The 19,594-nt window shown below is 37.7% G+C and carries 13 protein-coding genes; 5 read left to right on the top strand and 8 right to left on the bottom strand.

Translation table 11 applies throughout. From position 1 onward, the window contains the following. Window positions 1-294: 294 nt before the first annotated feature. From IPI15_RS15125 to rpsT, 3 genes are all read right to left on the bottom strand, one after another. On the bottom strand, window positions 295-2,049 hold the full coding sequence (locus tag IPI15_RS15125; RefSeq protein WP_287421073.1) for a T9SS type A sorting domain-containing protein: 1,755 nt from the start codon (window positions 2,047-2,049) through the stop codon (window positions 295-297). Between the two features lie 372 nt (window positions 2,050-2,421). Next, window positions 2,422-2,676, bottom strand: coding sequence for a 4a-hydroxytetrahydrobiopterin dehydratase (locus IPI15_RS15120; protein WP_287405363.1), 255 nt, complete (start codon window positions 2,674-2,676; stop codon window positions 2,422-2,424). Window positions 2,677-2,867: 191 nt separating this feature from the next. Beyond that, the gene (gene rpsT / locus IPI15_RS15115; RefSeq protein ID WP_287405362.1) at window positions 2,868-3,119 is read right to left on the bottom strand and encodes a 30S ribosomal protein S20; all 252 of its coding nucleotides are present in this window, start codon (window positions 3,117-3,119) and stop codon (window positions 2,868-2,870) included. Between the two features lie 314 nt (window positions 3,120-3,433). Between rpsT and IPI15_RS15110 the strand changes: the two genes are divergently transcribed. The 5 genes from IPI15_RS15110 to rsgA all read left to right on the top strand — a co-directional run bounded on the left by IPI15_RS15110 (window position 3,434) and on the right by rsgA (window position 7,627). Further along, window positions 3,434-3,715, top strand: a complete 282-nt coding sequence (locus tag IPI15_RS15110) for an HU family DNA-binding protein (protein ID WP_287405361.1) — start codon at window positions 3,434-3,436, stop codon at window positions 3,713-3,715. A gap of 210 nt (window positions 3,716-3,925) precedes the next feature. Then, window positions 3,926-4,672, top strand: a complete 747-nt coding sequence (locus tag IPI15_RS15105) for a DUF2846 domain-containing protein (RefSeq protein WP_287405360.1) — start codon at window positions 3,926-3,928, stop codon at window positions 4,670-4,672. A gap of 378 nt (window positions 4,673-5,050) precedes the next feature. Continuing rightward, complete coding sequence (locus IPI15_RS15100) at window positions 5,051-5,737, top strand: hypothetical protein (protein ID WP_287405359.1); 687 nt, start codon at window positions 5,051-5,053, stop codon at window positions 5,735-5,737. 178 nt (window positions 5,738-5,915) lie between these two features. Next, window positions 5,916-6,683 (top strand): phosphoglycerol geranylgeranyltransferase, encoded by a 768-nt coding sequence (locus tag IPI15_RS15095; RefSeq protein WP_287421071.1) that lies wholly within the window; start codon window positions 5,916-5,918, stop codon window positions 6,681-6,683. Next, window positions 6,680-7,627 (top strand): ribosome small subunit-dependent GTPase A, encoded by a 948-nt coding sequence (gene rsgA / locus IPI15_RS15090; RefSeq protein ID WP_287421069.1) that lies wholly within the window; start codon window positions 6,680-6,682, stop codon window positions 7,625-7,627. The genes IPI15_RS15095 and rsgA overlap by 4 nt, the downstream gene beginning before the upstream one ends. A gap of 351 nt (window positions 7,628-7,978) precedes the next feature. On the opposite strand, the gene trmB is transcribed toward rsgA, so the two are convergent. From trmB to IPI15_RS15065, 5 genes are all read right to left on the bottom strand, one after another. Further along, window positions 7,979-8,677, bottom strand: a complete 699-nt coding sequence (gene trmB / locus IPI15_RS15085; protein WP_287421067.1) for a tRNA (guanosine(46)-N7)-methyltransferase TrmB — start codon at window positions 8,675-8,677, stop codon at window positions 7,979-7,981. Between the two features lie 54 nt (window positions 8,678-8,731). Next, window positions 8,732-10,516 (bottom strand): OmpA family protein, encoded by a 1,785-nt coding sequence (locus tag IPI15_RS15080; protein ID WP_287421065.1) that lies wholly within the window; start codon window positions 10,514-10,516, stop codon window positions 8,732-8,734. A gap of 87 nt (window positions 10,517-10,603) precedes the next feature. After that, complete coding sequence (locus IPI15_RS15075) at window positions 10,604-11,551, bottom strand: PorP/SprF family type IX secretion system membrane protein (RefSeq protein ID WP_287421063.1); 948 nt, start codon at window positions 11,549-11,551, stop codon at window positions 10,604-10,606. 12 nt (window positions 11,552-11,563) lie between these two features. Continuing rightward, entirely contained in the window at window positions 11,564-16,813 is a 5,250-nt protein-coding gene (locus tag IPI15_RS15070) for a T9SS type B sorting domain-containing protein (RefSeq protein ID WP_287421061.1), read from the bottom strand. Further along, window positions 16,770-19,286 (bottom strand): hypothetical protein, encoded by a 2,517-nt coding sequence (locus IPI15_RS15065; protein ID WP_287421059.1) that lies wholly within the window; start codon window positions 19,284-19,286, stop codon window positions 16,770-16,772. Before IPI15_RS15065 ends, IPI15_RS15070 begins: the two co-directional genes overlap by 44 nt. Window positions 19,287-19,594 lie beyond the last annotated feature (308 nt).

Here is a 19,594-nt window from a genome sequence, read left to right as displayed (position 1 = left end):
TTAGATTAAGTTCTAATTGTTTCTTAAAACAACAGCACCATTGCAACAATTGACACCCCGGCTGCCGCCACCCCTCTGCCAGCTAAGGTTTATACACATCTTTCTTGTAAATTTCTAAGTAAACTCTGGTGACACAACGACGTAGGTTAACCTACGCCGAGCCTCACGATCTAAGCTTTAACTCTAATTTTTGTACATCATTCGCCATGAAGTGCTGAGCGTAGGTTAACCTACGTTCTGGTGCGTGCAAAATTCATTTTGCTCATAATCGACAAGGGGAGAAAAATCCCAAATTTAATTCTTAATAATTTTTACAGTTTTTATCAAATCCTTCCCTGAATTAATTTGAATATAATAAACTCCTGCCGACCAAGAGGAAGTATTAATAATTAATTTATCAGTTAAATTATTTTGTTTGAAAACTACCCTACCAATTGCGTCAAAAATTATATAATTGCTATTTGGAAATTCAGCATGTATTTTCAACTCTGAACCAAATGGATTCGGAAAACAAATGACATTTAATCCATCTGTTATTTTATATTCATTCAATACTAAACTATCAGTGCATCCATTTTCCATCGGACTATTATTCAACCACCTTTCATAAGCCGGAATAAAATTTTTTTCAGGCAAATTAGGTGAGCCTATTCCACCCCACTGACTTTCCTGAAGAAAATATGGTTTTTCTTTATAAAATAGACTTGTTTCAGGCAGGGCACTTTCACCCATTGGTACTATCACACCTTTGTTATTATTACTAAATTCAAACTGATCTTTGCCCTGGATGGAGTAATTAACAAGGCTATATGGAAAGTTAGAATTCGTGATCTCGTTTCCTACAATATTTTGAAAGTGGGAGTTATCTGCACTAAAATATATACCATATTTCTCTGCCCTATTCCTAAAAAAAGTATTGTAAGGGCCATTAGGTCCATGTGAATTGTCGATGACGATATTTTGACAGATATTCTGTTCAAATAAATTAGCGAAAACATAATTGCCATGAAGTACCATATCTCCGGAAGCATCAGATGGAAAGCTGGTCCAAAATGGATCTCTTGAGTAATTATAAGTGATCACATTACCATTGGCGCCTGCTTGAAGCAAGACAGAATGTCTCAAATGATTGAATATATTATTCTCGATCAGGCATTCTCCGGAGGTGAACTGCAAAACAATACCATAAGCTCTGCCATTGCCTCCATAGTCAAAACCATCATGAAAATATGATCTCCTAACCTGGATATTTGAACTGGAAGCAATGGTAATATGTCCAAAAGTACAATTTGTAGATTCAATTCCTGAGACCCAACAGTTGACTGCATTTTCAAGAAAAATATTACTTGATTGTTGAGGTGCGGTATCATCTATTCTTTTTATAGAAAGACATTCGATACCAACATTTTCTATTGGAATTATTTCTCTAATTATTGGAACTCTATCGAGATCAAGATCAAGACGTAGTTTACTTCTTAAGAATAATGTATCACTATTAATTTTGTTAATTTCCACAATTTGGCCCACAGAATTATGTGCCCAGTCTGATGTAACCAGATCAGTGTCCTGCTGTGAGATCCTGACCCAATCATGTTGCTTCCATTCATCAGCATTTTGCACCAAGAGGAATTGATCTCCCATAGTTGCGCCAAGCTTTATGGTGTCCAATTTGGAGACCAAAGTGCCCTTTATCAAAATTGCATCACCGTTACCTTTCAGATCCATTTTCAAAACAGTAGATTCTGACCCTTTTCCTTTAAGAACAATATTTGATGGCAAGACAATCTGCTTGTTGAATAAAAAAATACCTGCTTCCAGGAAGATTTTTGTTTTACGGCCAAGCAACACCTGGTCCAATATAAGCTTCAGAATTTCATCATTTGGAGTTATTCCATCTCCATGCATCATGTTCTTAGCTATAATAATCTCATCGTATTCGTCCAAATTGACGATTGGATGGGCATTACTCCAATCCACAGATCTGGATAGCGGGATTGTCTGAGCGCACAGCATATTGCTGCAAAGAAGAAGAAAGAGTATCCGGTGCATAATTAGAAAAGGTAAATTACCTTAAATATGGTGATAAAATCGCAAATATGAAGGCTAAAAGGTGAGAAAGTGAGAAAGTTAGGAGGTGAATACGTGAATAGGTGGGGAATTGAGAATTGAAAATGATGGTAAGAATAGGCCAACATAATTAGGCTGTAACTGGCCAAAAGACATGTTCAAATAAGTCCGTCATATTATAAAAATAGTTTAAAAATTACGTAGTCAGCGTTTTCTGCATTTTATTGATTGTTTAGAATGCCAACTTTATACTTACAGTTTCCTTATTACTGTATATCGTAATATTGATCACACTGCAGGCAGGTTACCAATTTCCGGAATAAAAGTAAGGATGTGAGGAAAGGTATAGTTTTTTTATTTACCATTATTAAAGTGACCATCATAGATCACATCGATCTCGGCAGCAAGTTTTTTATCCTTGGCGGTAATGGTATCACCAGCACTATGAGTGCATAGCTTTAGTTCAACCTTATTGTATAAATTATAGATCTCCGGATGATGATCCATCTTTTCAGCAGCAAAGGCGACGAGTTGGATAAAAGCTATTGATTCTTTGAAATCTTTGAATTCAAAGGTGCGCTCCAGTTTGTTATTTGTTTCTGACCACATAAAGTAAAGTTAAAATGTTAAAGTAAAATGATAAAGGAAGATGACAGAATAAAATCCAGAAATATAAATCTATATGAAGGATGATTACTTAGGAACATAAATTAGTATTGGAGAGTTGCATTTCACTATAAGACATAAAAAAAGCCGGATTACTTTGCAGTAATCCGGCTTTATATCTTTAGAACTAACGCTTAGATAGCTGATACTAATTTAGTAAGGCTACTCTTAAGGTTACCTGCTTTATTTTTGTGGATATTATTGTTCTTCGCCAATCTGTCTAACATACTGATGACTTTAGGAAGTAGTGTAGTAGCTTCTGACTTATCTGTCAGATCTCTTAACTTCTTGATCAACGTACGGGTAGACTTCTTATAATATCTGTTCTGGATACGACGTTTAGACTCTTGTCTGATTCTTTTTAAAGATGACTTATGATGTGCCATGATATATGTTTTGAATAAAATTTAACTATAATGGAGCGCAAAGATAATATAAAGTATTTGGTTTAAAAAATAAATTTCTAAAACTTTTCATATATAGAAAACAATAATCTTCTAATGTCCTTATATATATTGGATTACAAGGACATAAAAATCGAAATAGGGCGGTCTAAGTGGGTTTGAACGTTAAATTTTAACAAAATATTAATGTTAATGCGGCATTTGGTCGAAAATAAAAAATCAAAAAAGTAAATTATATTGAAAATAACAATATCTTTGCCATTATAAAATTTTAATAATAACTAAAACAATCAATCATGAACAAAGGAGATTTGATCAGCAAGATTGCAGACTCAGCTAAAATTACTAAAACTCAAGCTGGTGGTGCATTAGATGCTACAATTAAAGCAATTACAAGTGCTTTGAAAAAAGGTGATAAAGTAACTCTTATCGGTTTCGGTACTTTTTCTATTTCTAAAAGAAGTGCAAGAACTGGTAGAAACCCTAGAACTGGTAATGAAATCAAGATCGCAGCTAAAAAAGTTGCTAGATTCAAGCCAGGAAAAAGCCTTTCTGATACAGTTGCTTCAGGAAAATAATTTCTGATATATTGTAAGATTTATAAGGGCAGGTTGCAAAACCTGCCTTTTTTTTGTGCCAGGATGAAAGAGAAATATGTTTTTATAACTTAATCACTAGCTTAATGCCCCTCAGGTTTAAAATTTTACCCAGAAATGTATGTGATGTGGATCCAGAAATTAATTTTTTTAATTTTCTTTGAGGCTTAAAATCTCTTAAAGATATTTCACATGAAATTTCAAACAGCGCTTTTCTTAATAGCTATTTTTCTGATTCAATCCTGTTCACCAAAGGTTAAAAGTAAATTGACTGGCGATGTTAAATATGATCCCTTGGACACTTCTACTGAAGTCTTGGTATTTAAAGTTAAGGAGTCCGCCCCCGAAGGATCAGAATTTATAGGTGAAATTAAGGTCGGAGACACAGGATTTTCAACTGATTGCGATTATTTCGAAGTTTTAAAAACTGCCAAATCAGAAGCAAGGAATTCTGGAGCTAATATTCTCAAATTAACCAAAATTTTGAGGCCAGGAACTAATTTAAGCAATTGTTATAGGTTAAAAGCAAAGCTCTATCGTAATTATAATGAGGAGACAAATCAGCTTTTGGCAGCAAAGGCACTTGAAAACAAATCACAATTGAGCGAAAATACTGATTATGCGATGGTTTACTTTTACAGGCCACACAATTATCAGGGAAGTTTGATTACTTATAAAATAAGAATGGACGAGGATTCAATCATTGGAAAAGCAACTGATAGTGGAGTTTTTGCATATAAGATCACATCATTTGGTGAACACAAATTTTGGGGCAAAACTGAAACTGCCACCTCTGTTACAATCAATGTGGAGAAAGGAAAGGAGTATTATTTTAGGTGTGGATTAAAAATGGGTCTTGCTGTGGGCCGTCCTACAATCGTTCTTATGGAGAGCTCAACAGGCAGGAATCAGTATAAAAAACTCGAATCTAATGAATAAAAGGAACAAAATAATTTCATTTAAATCTGTTCAATAACTTGAGTGAATAAGTGCGTAAGATTAACTTTTGTTAAAATTCCATATAAAAGACTGTTGACTTGTCATTCTGATAATAATGAATATGTGCACCTCCGATTAATCATTATGATTCGAAACATAACAGGAGCCTTAAAAGACGAACAAAGAATGGCATTTAAGTATGCCAAAAGCTAAATCTTCGGTTTCCAATCTTTCTAATATCCATATTCATTGTCGAACCATTCCGAGAAAAATAATTCCCCATCGACACCAAATAATTTCTGAAAATCAAGTAGTTTAAGCACTTCATATTATACATATATTTGCGATAGAATATTGATCATCTCAAACTTCAAGCCATTGAAATATATTATTGTAATACTGATTTTTTTATCACCGACCAATCGGTCTTCTGCCCAAATATCCATAGATCCAAGCCTTCCGGAAAAATACATTGCGGAAAGAAATAAATTCCCTGAAGTATTGCTAGAGTTTTTTAATAAATGGGAAAAAGGTGATCAGACCTCACAAATAGCTATTTTTTCCTTATTTGAGATTGATACCTTGAATCTGAATGAACTGGTATTCAATGATCTAAGTAATATTGAAATTCTCGGTATTTATGAAGAAAGTGAAGAAGAAAAGAGTTTCAGAGAATTTGAACAAAGTAATAGAGACTATATGCTCGTCAATGCGATTAAATCAATTGATACTTTACAAATTTCCTTAGGACAGATATTTGGTAATGAATTCATCGACCATTTCATAATCGGCAACAGCGTGACCTCTTCCTTTAGAGAATATTACAAGGAGGACAATATACTTAAATTAAGAAATGAGGATACACTCACCAATTCATTGGACATTCCTGTCATAGTGGGCAAGTTCGTATTGAGTACAAATGATTTTTCTATTAAAGATATGATCTACGGCTATTGTGAGATGGAAACAGCGCCTTATTATCGATCTGAGGATATGGTAAACGAAACATTTTTAAAATTGAAAAGAAAATTTAAGTACTATTTTAAGTTTAATATCAGCCAATAAATATTAGTTAATCTAATCTATAAACAGCTCTATAAATACTATTTAACAATCAGTTTTAATGAACAGATTGCTTTTTCTCTATGTTTGAATATAAAATCCTTAATTTTGAGATTCTATTCAGCACTTGAACCCGGATTTTGAAACAATAATTTGCCCTTAGGCACATAAATTTTATCAAATGTATTTAAGAGAAATACACCAACAGATGGTCGTAGATAAAGATCAGGGCAAGAAGCGCTTTGCTGTGCTGCTAGATCCTGACAAGTTGAGACTATCAAATATGGATAAAGTATTGCAATCATCTATCGATGCAGGAGTAGATTATTTCTTCATTGGAGGAAGCCTGGTGGTAAGCGACATGCTGGACAAAAGCCTCATCGCCATAAAAGAAGCCTGTAATATTCCAACTATACTTTTTCCCGGCAATTCTTATCAACTAAGCTATAAAGCCGACGCTATTCTCTTTCTTTCGTTGATCTCAGGCCGTAATTCAGAGCTACTTATCGGCAATCATGTACTGGCTGCCCCATATTTAAAATTCAGCCCATTGGAGATTCTTCCCACTGGATACATGCTGATCGATGGCGGAGTAAAAACCACCGTTAGTTATATCAGCAACACACAACCCATTCCTTCCAATAAACCTGATATAGCGGCATGCACAGCGATGGCCGGTGAAATGCTTGGTCTTAGAATGATGTTTCTGGATGCAGGGAGTGGCGCACTCAATCCTGTAGAACCAGAGATGATCACTGCTGTAAATAATGTCATTTCCTCTCCACTTATTGTCGGAGGTGGGATTCGAACTCCGAATACAGCAAAAATATCAGCAGAGGCAGGTGCAGACATCATTGTGGTAGGAAATGCTATCGAAAAGGATGCTTCATTAATTGAAGATATTGCTGCTGCAGTTCATGCTGCTTCCACACCAACACACACATTTTGAGAGGTATCGTCACAAAGTCCACCGGAAGTTGGTATTCTGTCAAAGCCGAAGACGATAGCTATATAGAATGCAGGATATTGGGCAAATTCCGCATGAAGGAATTTGAGCTCACCAACCCAGTTGCTGTTGGAGATATTGTAACCTATGAAATAGAATCCGGAGAGCGAAAGGGCATCATCAAGACCATCGAACCGCGGCGAAATTACATCGTACGACAGTCTCCGAGAATGAAGCACCACTTGCATCTGATAGCTGCGAATATAGATCAAGCGCTTGTCATTGTCACCGTACAGGACCCATCATTGAAGCCGGGTTTTATAGATCGATACTTACTTATGACGGAGCCACACGATGTTCCAGCTATTATTGTTTTCAATAAAGTTGACATTTACAATAATGAATCCATGCTCGTCATGAATTACTTCAGAGAACTTTATGAATCTATAGGCTATACTACTTTTGGAGTATCCGCTATGGACCTCACTGGAGTTGATGAATTAAAAAATGCCTTGATAGGAAAAACAACACTCGTTGGCGGTCAATCAGGTGTTGGAAAAAGTAGTTTGGTGCAGGCGATGTTTCCCCATCTCAATTTAAAAACTAAAGAAATCTCTTCACACAGCGGAAAAGGAGTGCATACCACGACCTTTGCAGAGATGTTTGAACTAAAGGAAGGTGGATCCATCATCGATACTCCCGGCATCAAGACACTTTCCTACAATAATCTAACTCCAATGGATGTCGCGCACAACTTTAGAGAATTTTTCGCCCTTTCTGATGAATGTCGATTCTCAGCTAAATGCACACACATGAACGAACCAGGTTGTGCTGTAATAGCAGGACTAGAAGATGGCACCATCAATGATATTCGTTATCAGAATTACCAGGCCATCGTGGCGGAACTGAATGAGCAGAATCATTGGGAGCGGAAAAAGAAAATGTAGGGATTGAATGGTGAATGGAGCAGTAGTCAGTAATCGGTAATCGGTAATCGGTAGTCAGTTGAAATCAAACCAACCTAAGTTCCCAGAAAGTCAGTAGTCATCAGCAATAGCTTTATCTGGTCCGCAAATTAAATTATATCCATCATTCCGCCTCATTTTCAATTTTCCATTTCATTCATTTGGAGAACATCCAACGCCACCATCAGCTATTAGCCACCAGCATTTAACTATTTTTAGAAAAGTTTCGTAGTTAATCCGTCATTTCAATTACCCCCTTTTCGATTAAACCTCGGAATCAAATGAATCTATTTTCCAAAGCAGAGCCATCAGCTGTCAGCCATCAGCCATCAGCTATAAAATAGCAATCACAAACTTCGTATACGTTATCTTTTTCCCTGCCGCTAGATGTTGCTTCTCGTAGAATGTGAGCAGGTGGGTCTCAGGGCTCGGGATGACATCTCCATAGAAATCCGCTGTAGTTTCCAAGATTTTGTAATCGTTTCTTTCAGCCAAAACATCCTGTGTAAAAGCATAAAGGGTTGGGTCATCGGTCTTCAAATGTACGATGGCACCAGCTTTTAAGACTCCAAGGTACCTGTCCAGGAAAGGATGTGAGGTAAGTCGCCTGTTTGACTTGCTGTCTCTAAGAAAGGGATCTGGAAAAGTTATCCATATCTCTGACACTTCATTTTCTGCAAAAAAAGCTTCAATCAATTCGATCCTGATGCGCAGAAAAGCAACATTGTCAAGACCTAGTTTGTCTGCCATAGTAGCCCCTATCCAGATGCGGGCACCCTTAATATCTATGCCTATATAATTATTCTCGGGATGAGCCTGAGCCAGATGGGTAGTGTATTCACCCTTTCCACAGGCTAATTCTAGAACTATTGGTCTTGCAGTCTTGAATACAAGATCATTCCAATGCCCTTTGATATCCATTCTATTGCCCATTGCATCATCAATGTGTGGGTCATGAAATTCATGATTTTCGTATACATTGGGCAACATGGCAACTTCAGCAAAGCGCTGAAGTTTATTCTTATTAGACATAGTAAATACAGTTTATCAGTGGGCAAATGTACTATTCAAAAAGATATTTGGATCTTATTTTTTCTTAATTATTACCTCCATCCTGCGGTTGTACTGGTGTTCTTCCTCTGTACAGTTGACACCATCTTTACATCTATTGCGTGGCTGAGTCTCTCCTCTGCCTTCGATCGAAATTTTATCTCCCCCCACTCCTTTAGAAATAAGATAGTTTTTAGCTTCCTGAGCACGTGACAAAGATAAGGTTACATTTTCCTTAGCGTCACCTCTTGAGTCTGTATGTGCAACCAGCTTTATTTCCATGTTTGGATTCTGTTCAAGTAAGGTGGCAAGCTCGTTCAGCTCTCTTTCAGTCCCTGGGCGAATAGTAGATTTATTAAAATCGTAATAAATATTTTCGAGAATAATGGTACCTCCTACCTTGATAGGATCCTTCAGAATGGAAACTTGTTCTTTAATAAATTCAAGCGTTATCTGCTGTTCTTCAGTCATAGTCGCCAGATTTAATTTCAGGTCATAATAATCTTTTGCTCTGGAACTAATGAAAGAACGACAATCCTGAGGGACGCAAAATTCAAATGCACCACTACCATCAGTAATTCTAGTCATAACTTCATCTTCACAGTCAAGAACTAGATTGACTTCAATGTTTGTAAGTGGCTTATTTTTTTCTTTATCCATCGCTACACCTTTTAGGCTAATACAGGCATCAGAAAGAAGTCTTAGTGTCATTGCCTGGCCAGGAATAAAATTATTCTGTACCTTCTTATATCCCAAAATTGTAGTCTCATATTTATAAGATTTGCCTTCCTGAAGTTTTGCTTTGAGGGATCCATTTCTATCAGTCAATCCTGAATAAACTGGATTGCCATCGTCTGTAGATATAGTAATCGTAACATTAGCCAATCTTTTTAATTTAATACTATCCATCACTACAAAGCTTTGATCGACAGGTGTGGACGGCTTTTGTTTTTTAGGAAGAATAGCATATATATCATCCTGTCCTGCTCCACCCGGGCGTGAAGATGTGAAAAAGGCAACTGAAGGATCAGGACTTATCACTAAACTAATATCATCGCTTCCGCTATTTAGAGGCTCAGGCAGCAGTTCCGTAGAATATGCCTTGCCATCTTTAAGTTCAGCTACATAAATATCCAGACCGCCGAGACCATTGGGCCTATTGCTGCTAAAAGATAATGTTTCATCACTTAATAAATTTGGAAATAATTCATTATCACCGGTATTGACGACACTGCCGACATTGATAGGGCTGGACCAGATACCTGTTACTTTTTCAATAAAATAAAGGTCATAATTACCATAACCTCCAGGCATATTTGAAGAAAAATATAATCTGTCTCCAGCACTATTTAGGCTAGGATGGCAAAAGGAAAATTCATTATTAGAGGCAAATAATTCTATTGGCTTTGACCAAATACCATTTACTTTGGTTGAAGTAAAAATGCTTAAGTTCATCTTTTTTTGATTCCTGGCTCCTTCAACCTGGTTATTTCTGGTGAAAAACACTTCCGTTCCTTCTTTATTAAAAGCAAGTGGGCCTTCATGAAATGTAGAGTTCAATACTCCCGAAAGTGGAGTTTCACCCACAAGGTGATTTTCCTGATCAATGAACGTTTTGTACAAATTAAAATAGGATGCAGCTTGTGATTTCGACTTTCTACCTTCAGTTCTTCCATTAGCTACATATACGAGACTGTCCAAATAGATACAAGGAGAAAATTCCAGCGCTGAAGTATTTATGCCGCTTTGATTAATTATTTCGTAGTCATTGAACTGACCGTTCATGATATCAGAAAGAATATCATTATTCTGTGCTGTCAAGTAAAAGCACTGAAACGCTATCAATCCAATGATAATGACCCGCTGTTTATAATAGCTTATTGTGAAAAAATGATACATATGCATTGCTTAAAAAAATCTTGGGTTTTGAACATCTACATCATAATCTCCGGGAAGGCTATATCTCAAAAAGCACTCGATACTCCCTTTGTTATACCTGCCCAGATCGCCAATCTGTATATCATATGACAAGCCAAGAAAGAGTGGTTGAATGACTTTCATACCAAACAATATGTCTATAGATTCACCCAATGTTGAGTTTATTCCTCCTGTTCTATATGAGACCCCGGCATTATATTTCAATCCAAAATCAACCATCAAGTTGGCGTCAAGACTGACAGGACTGTTTTTGGCAAATTTTAAATTGACCTGTGGTGTAAAGAATAATTCTTCATTTGCTTCAATGGAATAGCCTGACATCAGGTAGAAATGTATTACTTCTCTCGATATAAGTAATACATCGTTGAAATCTATATTCGATTGCAATAATCTTGGTGCCGAAATACCAATATAAAATGACTTGTCTGCGTAATATGCTCCCAACCCAAGATTTGGAACTACTTTAGTATTATTTTCTACCAAAACTGCATTATCCGCGGCTAGATTCTGGTCTGCTCTTAGACTATTGTTGCTGTAATCAACACCATAATATCTGATACTTCCTTCCAGACCACCACTTATGAAGCCGTTGCCCATGGGAAGACGATAAGCATACATACCACTCAAAGTCCACATATCTGATATGCCTATAGTGCTGTGAATAAGATTGGCTCCTACGCCAACTCTTTGATCCAGAAATGGAATATTAGCGGATAAAGATTGAGTGACAGGCGACCCTTCGAAGCCCATCCATTGGTTTCTGTACAATAATCCAAAGGATGTGGAAGGAAGTGCTCCTGCGAATGCCGGATTTATAGCAAGTTTATTGTACATAAACTGGCTATACTGTCTTTCTTGCTGACCATATCCAATGTTTAGAACTACCGATACTATTAAAGCTATAATTATTGATCTCATATCTCTGATCGATTATCTTTTTATTATTAAAAATCCCTTCTGCACTGTGCTCCCGTCGCCCGCATCGAAAACATAAAAGTAAGTACCTGAAGGAAGATCCGAACCTTTGAACTTACCGTCCCAATCGTTTTTATATGGAGCTGCTTCATATACCATACTTCCCCATTCGTTGAAAATGGCTAGTTTACTATTGTTGACCGCAAAATCTTCAAGGCATGAAATTCTCAATACATCATTTACTCTGTCATTATTTGGAGTAATGATATTTGGAATACTACAATCATTTACCTTATCGATATCGATCAAAACATCTGCATGAGCGCATATCTGAGGACATCCGGCTACGCATATTTGGTAAGTAAATTTATCGAAATCAGAGCTACCATTAGGTATGTACAATATTGTTTTATCATCTTGGATTTCAACAGATCCGTTCTTAACATCATTAAGTATGTCAAGACTTATCGGCGTATTGAAATTATCATTGACCAATACATTTATGAATCCTTCACCACTTTCTTTCATGCGGAAGATGTCATCCAATGAAGTAATCTCTCCAGGCACCCAAACGATCATTGTGTCTCGACTATAGTTTAAACAATCTTTATAATCAAGGCTCCATACGAAGACATTTTTTCCGGAGGCCAAATTGGTCACTGTTGTATTGGGATCATTCGGAGAAGATATCAACACACCTGCAGTCAATGGAGTCCAGGTTCCCTTTGCTATAAATACACTATTTGCCTGAAGAGTCGTAGTATTTCCATCGCAAGCATACTTCACTTTACCTGTTACAGCATTCTCTTCTGGAGGACGGTTTATTACTACCGCTACAGGAATAGATTGAGCTGAGGCGCATGTATTAAGAGCGGCAATAGCATAGAAACTATTATTACCGTTGATAAAACTGTTGAAATCGGTCACATTTATACAAAGACCGTTAGTAGGTCCGCCAATAGGCTGAGTCAAAGCGCTGTTGTAAAATGTGTAGTTAGCACCAGGTGTTGCAGATCCTGGTGTCACGCAAAGTGTAAGTACTGCACCTTCTTCATTTACGCAGATAGACCCAATAGGCTCAGCCATTAAAGGGGCTGCCGGTGGTAAATTTATGGTCAGTTGGAAAGCATCTGATGTAACAGAAGTACAACCATCATTGACAAGAGTCAGGAAGTAACTGCCTGCATTACTACTTTGTGCCGGAAATATGATCCATTTTTTCTGACTTGAAGTCATACCTCCCGGGCCTGTCCACTGATATGTATAATTAGGTGGATTACTAATTTCTAGTATAATGGAATCGTTTAGACAGACTGTCGGATCTCCAATGATCAATGGTTGTGGTGGTGTGTTGACGACATTTACATTAAATGGATTGGAAGGTTTAGACTGGCAATTGTCTTGTACAAAGATTACAGTATAATCGCCACTATTGGCCTGCTGGACATTGGCAATGTTAATGGTATTGGCTGTTGTCGTCACATCCCCTGCAGGTGTCGACCAAATGTATTTGCCGATCACAGGAAGATTTGCAGCAGTAAGTGTGACTCCACTTCCACTGCATACTTTTGCTTCGCCCTGAATAATGGGTTGAGCCGGTGCTATAGAAATCGAAATTGTAATTTTAGCAGTATCTGATTTACAACCTAGTGCTGAAGTAACTACCAGGCTATATATACCATTTATACCTAAAGCTGGCGTAATCGTTGGGTGCGCATCAGTACTTTGGAATCCGCCCGGGCCTTTCCAAAAGAAACTAAGTTCTCCTTCGGTAATACTTGTCGTATAATTAAAATTGATCAAATCATCCGGGAATTGACAATTCTCTGCATCAGAAGTAATATTCGTAATTTTTGGTTTTATGTTCAGGTCCAATTGTACACTGCCAATAGCTATACATCCTGCAGATGTGGTGATAGTCACGGAGTATGTCCCAAAAGCAGCCTTGACCTTAGGGTTGGTAGCTGTAGATGTAAATCCGGCTGGTCCTGACCATTTGTAAGTGGCTCCCGGATAAAGACCAGTAGTAAGTCTCACACTATCTCCTTCACAAAGAGGACTTTCATAATTAATTACAACTTCGCTCTCTTGCGTTACCTCAACATTCAGTGGTAAAGATTCCAGGGAAGTGCATCCACCAGATTTTAAGATCAATGTCCATAGGCCATTATCTGCGCTACCTGCATTTGAGATAATCAGTGGGTTGGAGGCTGTAGTGATAAGCTGACCGTTTGGCCTTTTCCATATAAAAGAGTCTACATTTGAAATAATGTTGGATGTCAGTCTTAATTCTTTATTGTTGCACACTGGCCCGTTAGAAGTAGGAGTCGGAGCAGGTGGTCGCTTTGATACTGTAACCTTAACCATAACAGTTTCAGATGCACAGTTGTCCCTATTCACTACCAGGCTATAGTCACCTGCGTCATTAAGTGTAGCAGGAGTTATCGCCGTAGGATACTGAAGAAATGAAGTGAAACCATTTGGACCAGTCCAGCTATATTTATAGTTGGTGAGAGGGGTACCGAGTATGATGCTTCCACCTTCACATACTTCAATGATCGCAGCGTCAACTATAGCTACCGGAATATCCATGACTTCTATAGAAACACTGGCGGATGGATTGGAAATACAATCGTTTTCCGAAATTATGACATAAAACAAATAGTTACCCTGAGTTCTTGTTACTGAGTATTGTGGAACAATAGTAGAATCAAGTAGGGTGCCGTTTGGAGCCTGCCCTTCGAACCACTTATATTGAATATTGCCGGTATAAGGCTGAGTGAAGAGCATGATACCGGAACCTGCGCATACAGAGGAATCCATAGCTCCAATGATAGGTGTATTGATCTCATCATTAATATATACCTGGACAACTCCATCACCACCACAGCCATTGAAACCTGTCACTGTAAGTTTATAAGAACCTGAATTGATGGATGAAGCATTTGGAATAATTGGATTGGCTACATTCGAATTAAAATTATTAGGACCAACCCACGAATAAGTATATTGATCGAAAAGATCTGTATCCGGAATATTTGCAAATAATCTTAAACTGTCATTATCACATAAGCCGAGGCTATAGCTTGGATTGATCACAGCATCATCTACCAGGATTAAAGTTTTGCAGGAATCGATCAGGCCTGATAAATCTACTACAAAAAGAGTAACTTCAACCTGGCTACCGATATCAGCGCATGTGAATGAGGATGGGCTTACATACATTGTATCTATCACACAATTATCAAAGCTTCCCCCATCGATTTGATCAGGATAAAGTATAGCAGGAATGATGCCGCTTGGATGAACGTGGACCGTAGCATTTTTGCAAATTGCCTTTGGAGCTATTGTGTCTCTTACTGTCACCAGAATAGTACATGTATCACTATTCCCTGAAATATCTGAGATCACATATGAAAAATAGGTCTCACCTGCTTTAAAGTCGATGGCAGGAGGATCAAATGGAGGAGGTAAAACTGTCAAAGGTACGGTCGTCGCTCCGGATGCGAAATAAGATGGTGGAGTATAGCTGCTATATTTAAGCTGCATAAACATATATGAAGTGCTGTCTGTCTCGCCATCAGCATCGACGGTATTGGGATTACATGGATTTATACCACTCAGATTATTACCCGGAGGTATTGTAAAATCAATGTTTGCAACTGCTTTCAATGTGATTGAGCCATCAATAGCCCATTGGTTAAATTTGGCAGGGGGAATATTGAAATAGGTCGTAGATACTTTATTACAATTACCTGTAAGGACATTACCAAGGCCTGCTTCAGTGGTACCAAGGGCTATGCCGTCTTCTCCAAATATTGTATAATATTCTCCCCCGCTTTCAATATCACCTTTTAAAAATATATTTAATAAGACAGGATTCGTCACATTGCCGCCAACATTATAAAATGTATAATTTTTTTCTTGAGCAATGAAATTCTGAAGATTTGGATTGGCAGCAAAAGTTAGCCAAGCTGCTGCAGTATCTATGGGAACATTAAATTCGAAATCGTTAGCAAGACCACAATTGTCAAAAATAGAAATAGGCAGTGGTACTTTGATGGATGCCTCACATGTCTGTTCGTTCAATGTTAAATTAATATCATTACCGCAAACTATGACAGGCGCTATGGTATCTTTTATTTGAATAGATTGAGTGCAAGTAATTATATTTTCACTGCAATCTTTAATTTCATAAATGATAGTGTGTATTCCTTCCTTTAATGAAAGTATGGGCAGAGATAATGGATCGAGATCGACCACCTCATTTGTGTCTAGTTTATAGCTATATTTCAATGAAGCATTTTCATTCCATATCACTGGTATTGCCGCTTCTATCCTCGTTCCAGAGCAAATATCATTGATCGTAAATCCTCCATCCTGTGGAGAAGGATCATTAGGAACTGCAATAAAGTGGATCGTACCATCTGCTAACCAGTTATTAAACTGACTTTCAGAATATGGAATATTAATTGAGGAGTTACCACATTGGGCATCACTTAATGCAGTCTGTCCAAGGAGATTATTGTCTTCATCATAAATATTAAAAAACTCAAGGCTTCCTTCTATATCGCCATTTAGGACTTCTATAGTAAGTCCCCCGGAAGCATAACTTGCAAATGCACCATTGTTGTTAAATCCACTGAAAGTGATGATGGCAGGATTGACAGGAGTCAGACTATTTCCAGGATTGTCGGAAGTAACATTGACGCTTGAAGACATAGTGGAGTCAGCAGTCACATTGGCACAAAGGTCAAGCACAGCAGGGAGATTCAGAATAAAATCAGCCTTACAGTCATTTCCGGAAGAAATAATTACGGTATCAGCCGGGCAATAAATTAAGACAGGCGCTATCGTGTCTAAAACTTTATAAGAAGCTGATGTAACCGCAGTGTTATAACAATGGTCATAGAACACAACATCGATGTTAAGTTGGCTTACAGCTCCGTTTGTACAACTTTGAATATCAGAAATGGCAGGAAGCTTTCCTGGAAATGTATTTTTATCATTAATGTCATAGCTGCCTTGAACTGCAATGAATGAGAAGGTCTCGCCGCAGTCATCAGCACCAATCGCACCTGCCAGATCGTTTATCCAATTGTTGAAAGAAGTTTCCGTATCAGAGCCATCTCCGCAATAGAAGGTTAGGTCATCAGCAGCAGAAATAATCACAGGAGCTTTATTGTCAATCAGATTGACTGAGATCGTATCTTCGGAACTATTACCACAAGGATCTGACGCTGTTATGACCCATTTTTGCAACATGCCAGGTCGTACAATCATCTGAACCTCCGGATGCTATTCTTATTACACTTGTAGAAAGTTCACTAGCACAGTTATCACTTGCCAATGATTGGATGATAGTGCTTATCTGAGCACTGTCAGTACAATTTAATACTAAAGGTTCACTGTTGTCTATCTCTGGTGCACTGGAGTCAATAAAGGTGATGGCACGACTGAAAATACTTTGATTTCCACAAACATCTTTTACTGTAAATTCTTGTGTAATAAGGTAATTGTAGTATTCACATTGCGTTGGGTCTGAACCTTGGCTTGAGCTTTGATCGAGCGCCACAGTAATAGAGGAGCATTGATCTGAAAAATTGATCAAATAATCGTCTATGTTGTCAGTACAGTCAAGATCAAGATCTATGAACGGCATATCTGAAGTCGGTGCCAGCGTGTCCACCACTTCAATCGTTTGAATTACTGTAGTTTCATTTCCACATTCATCCTGAGCCATCCAGGTCCTTGTGATTGTATAATCGAAATGAGTACAGGTCAGCAAACCCGGTGTATAGGTAGAAGTCTCGGTAAATACAATTTCACCACTAAGTGCACAATTATCTGTAAATATTGGTTCTCCTACAGGCAAATTATCTCCACAGCTGATGATCGTATCTTGAGGAATGTTTGATGCCACAGGTGCTTCTTTATCTCCCAGATTGAACCTGGCAGAATCTAAAGAAATATTGTTGCAATCATCTTTCGCAAAGAAGTTGACCATTATGAATTGATCACATCCATTGACAGATATCTGAGGATATGGCCCACTATTATATTGACCTTCTCCTGTATTCCCTTGGCTATCTGCCCATGAGAAATGATCCCATTGACCATTATTGCAGTCTTCTATTGAGGCATTTCCTTTACGATTGATCCAAGACTCTAAGCTATCCTGCACTCCTATTCCACCAGAACAAACCAATTGATAATCTTGAACAGTGTCTATAAATTCAGGTCCGGATGAATCTAAAATCCTGAATACTGAGGTAAAACTATCTACTGATATATTGCCACTGGCATCTACAAGATGGAAGTTCACTGAGATAGACTGGTTACATAAGATTGGGTTGGAATGAATTTCATCAAGAGCTTCCTGCATTGTTGGATTACCTGACCAGGCTACAGAATCACAAAGATCCATTCCTTCTCCTCCTGCACCATTGCTATACCATTGGATAAAATCTTCATCCAGACTGCCCAGAGCACAAGTCGTAGTCGTAGTATCCAGCCCATCCATAGTGATCACCGGAGGAGTCGTATCTAACACTGCGAATATAGCCGAGGTGGTAACTTCATGAACGCAATAATCAGCTATCTTAAATTGTATATTCAATGCTGCACGAACAGTTAAATCCTGCCCACCTATATTGACTATCTGTGTTGGGCCATTTAACTGTGCCGCCAGAATAACTTTTAGTTGAGGTATCGTTTTTACTTCTCCGTTATATAAAAAGCTTTTTAATAGATCCGCTGAAGCGATACAATTATCGGTGACTATAGCCCCGCCTTTATTATTGAGCCATTGTTCAAGAGAAGTGGCAGGATTAGTAACACAATCTATTATTTTATCGGTTGCATTTTGTACCAGAACCGGACTAATGGTATCAATTACTGAAAATGTTGCATTAGTACTATCCTTATTTCCACAAAAATCAGAAACAACGAAAGTGATGGTAGTCGGAGTGTTGCATGTATTATTGAAAACAGGATTAGCAGGGATTGTAGACCATCCTCCTAATCCACAATTGTCTGTAGCGACAGCTCCACCATGACTTTGTATCCATGTGTTGAATGCAGTATTTGCATTTACAACACTGCAGTTATTAATAGAATTCTGAGCTTCCGTGGTGATGACTGGACGAATCGTCTCACCTATAAGTGTAATGTGTTGTATATAGAATGCCTGATTTCCGGCTGCGTCTTTGGCTATAAATTTCCTTTCGTAATTGCCACTGCAGGGTGAAGGAGGGAAATTGAGTTCAGAACTGATCTGAATCTGAAATGCAGGAGTGCAATTATCACTCGCTGTGATGGCAGGTTGGGTAAGACTCGTTGCACAAGAAATAGTAATATCTGGTGGTAATGAATTGACATTAAACACTGGTGGGGTCTTATCTGCGAAATATATCGGAAAACTAAATGTTTCCGTATGGCCCTGGTTGTCCATTGCTTCATAAGTAACAGTCACTGTCGTACCTGCCGGCACCAGACTACCTTCGAAATAGCCACCACTAATACTCTTAAATACCTTACTGATGACTACTTGGGATGGCGGATTGACAGGCGTACATAAAATTTTACTTTGTCCACCCCAGTTAAGAGGTGCCTTACAATTGGCTCCTACTGCAATTGTATCAGGACCGACATAATCCCAGTTAAACCAAGGTTGAGCAGAAAGCTGACCGGCAAAAAAAAGAAATAATAAGACTTTGAAAACGTTAAAAAACGACATATAGTAATTTTGCTTATTGTGAACCTTAGGTACTAAAAGGACCGATGAAAAATATATATAAAATAAAAATATACACAAAAGTAATGATTCCAAGGTATATATCAATAGCATTTGTAATATTTAACTACCTTAAAAAAAATATAGTGGTTTCCGGGGATGACTTTTAACTTAGACTTGCAAGTTTCTGAGACTTTGATACCTATCCATGATATTTTGAGTTTACCTCTTTTCTCAATTAATGATTTTATAGCTATGTATAATTATCTTTGTGTTATACTGTAAGTAACTTTACATATAAAATAATAAAT

The organism is Candidatus Brachybacter algidus (genome assembly GCF_016707225.1).
Classification (GTDB): domain Bacteria; phylum Bacteroidota; class Bacteroidia; order Chitinophagales; family Saprospiraceae; genus Parvibacillus; species Parvibacillus algidus.
The sequence above is the reverse complement of the archived record's forward strand: the minus strand, read 5'-3'. Positions and strand labels throughout refer to the sequence as shown.

What these genes read in the sequence shown, in the direction of transcription:
- IPI15_RS15070 (WP_287421061.1), bottom strand. Translation starts at nt 16,813, where the DNA reads ATGTTGCAAAAATGGGTCATAACAGCGTCAGATCCTTGTGGTAATAGT.
- rpsT (WP_287405362.1), bottom strand. Translation starts at nt 3,119, where the DNA reads ATGGCACATCATAAGTCATCTTTAAAAAGAATCAGACAAGAGTCTAAA.
- IPI15_RS15065 (WP_287421059.1), bottom strand. Translation starts at nt 19,286, where the DNA reads ATGTCGTTTTTTAACGTTTTCAAAGTCTTATTATTTCTTTTTTTTGCC.
- trmB (WP_287421067.1), bottom strand. Translation starts at nt 8,677, where the DNA reads ATGTCTAATAAGAATAAACTTCAGCGCTTTGCTGAAGTTGCCATGTTG.
- IPI15_RS15120 (WP_287405363.1), bottom strand. Translation starts at nt 2,676, where the DNA reads ATGTGGTCAGAAACAAATAACAAACTGGAGCGCACCTTTGAATTCAAA.
- IPI15_RS15125 (WP_287421073.1), bottom strand. Translation starts at nt 2,049, where the DNA reads ATGCACCGGATACTCTTTCTTCTTCTTTGCAGCAATATGCTGTGCGCT.
- IPI15_RS15105 (WP_287405360.1), top strand. Translation starts at nt 3,926, where the DNA reads ATGAAATTTCAAACAGCGCTTTTCTTAATAGCTATTTTTCTGATTCAA.
- IPI15_RS15095 (WP_287421071.1), top strand. Translation starts at nt 5,916, where the DNA reads ATGTATTTAAGAGAAATACACCAACAGATGGTCGTAGATAAAGATCAG.
- IPI15_RS15075 (WP_287421063.1), bottom strand. Translation starts at nt 11,551, where the DNA reads ATGAGATCAATAATTATAGCTTTAATAGTATCGGTAGTTCTAAACATT.
- IPI15_RS15110 (WP_287405361.1), top strand. Translation starts at nt 3,434, where the DNA reads ATGAACAAAGGAGATTTGATCAGCAAGATTGCAGACTCAGCTAAAATT.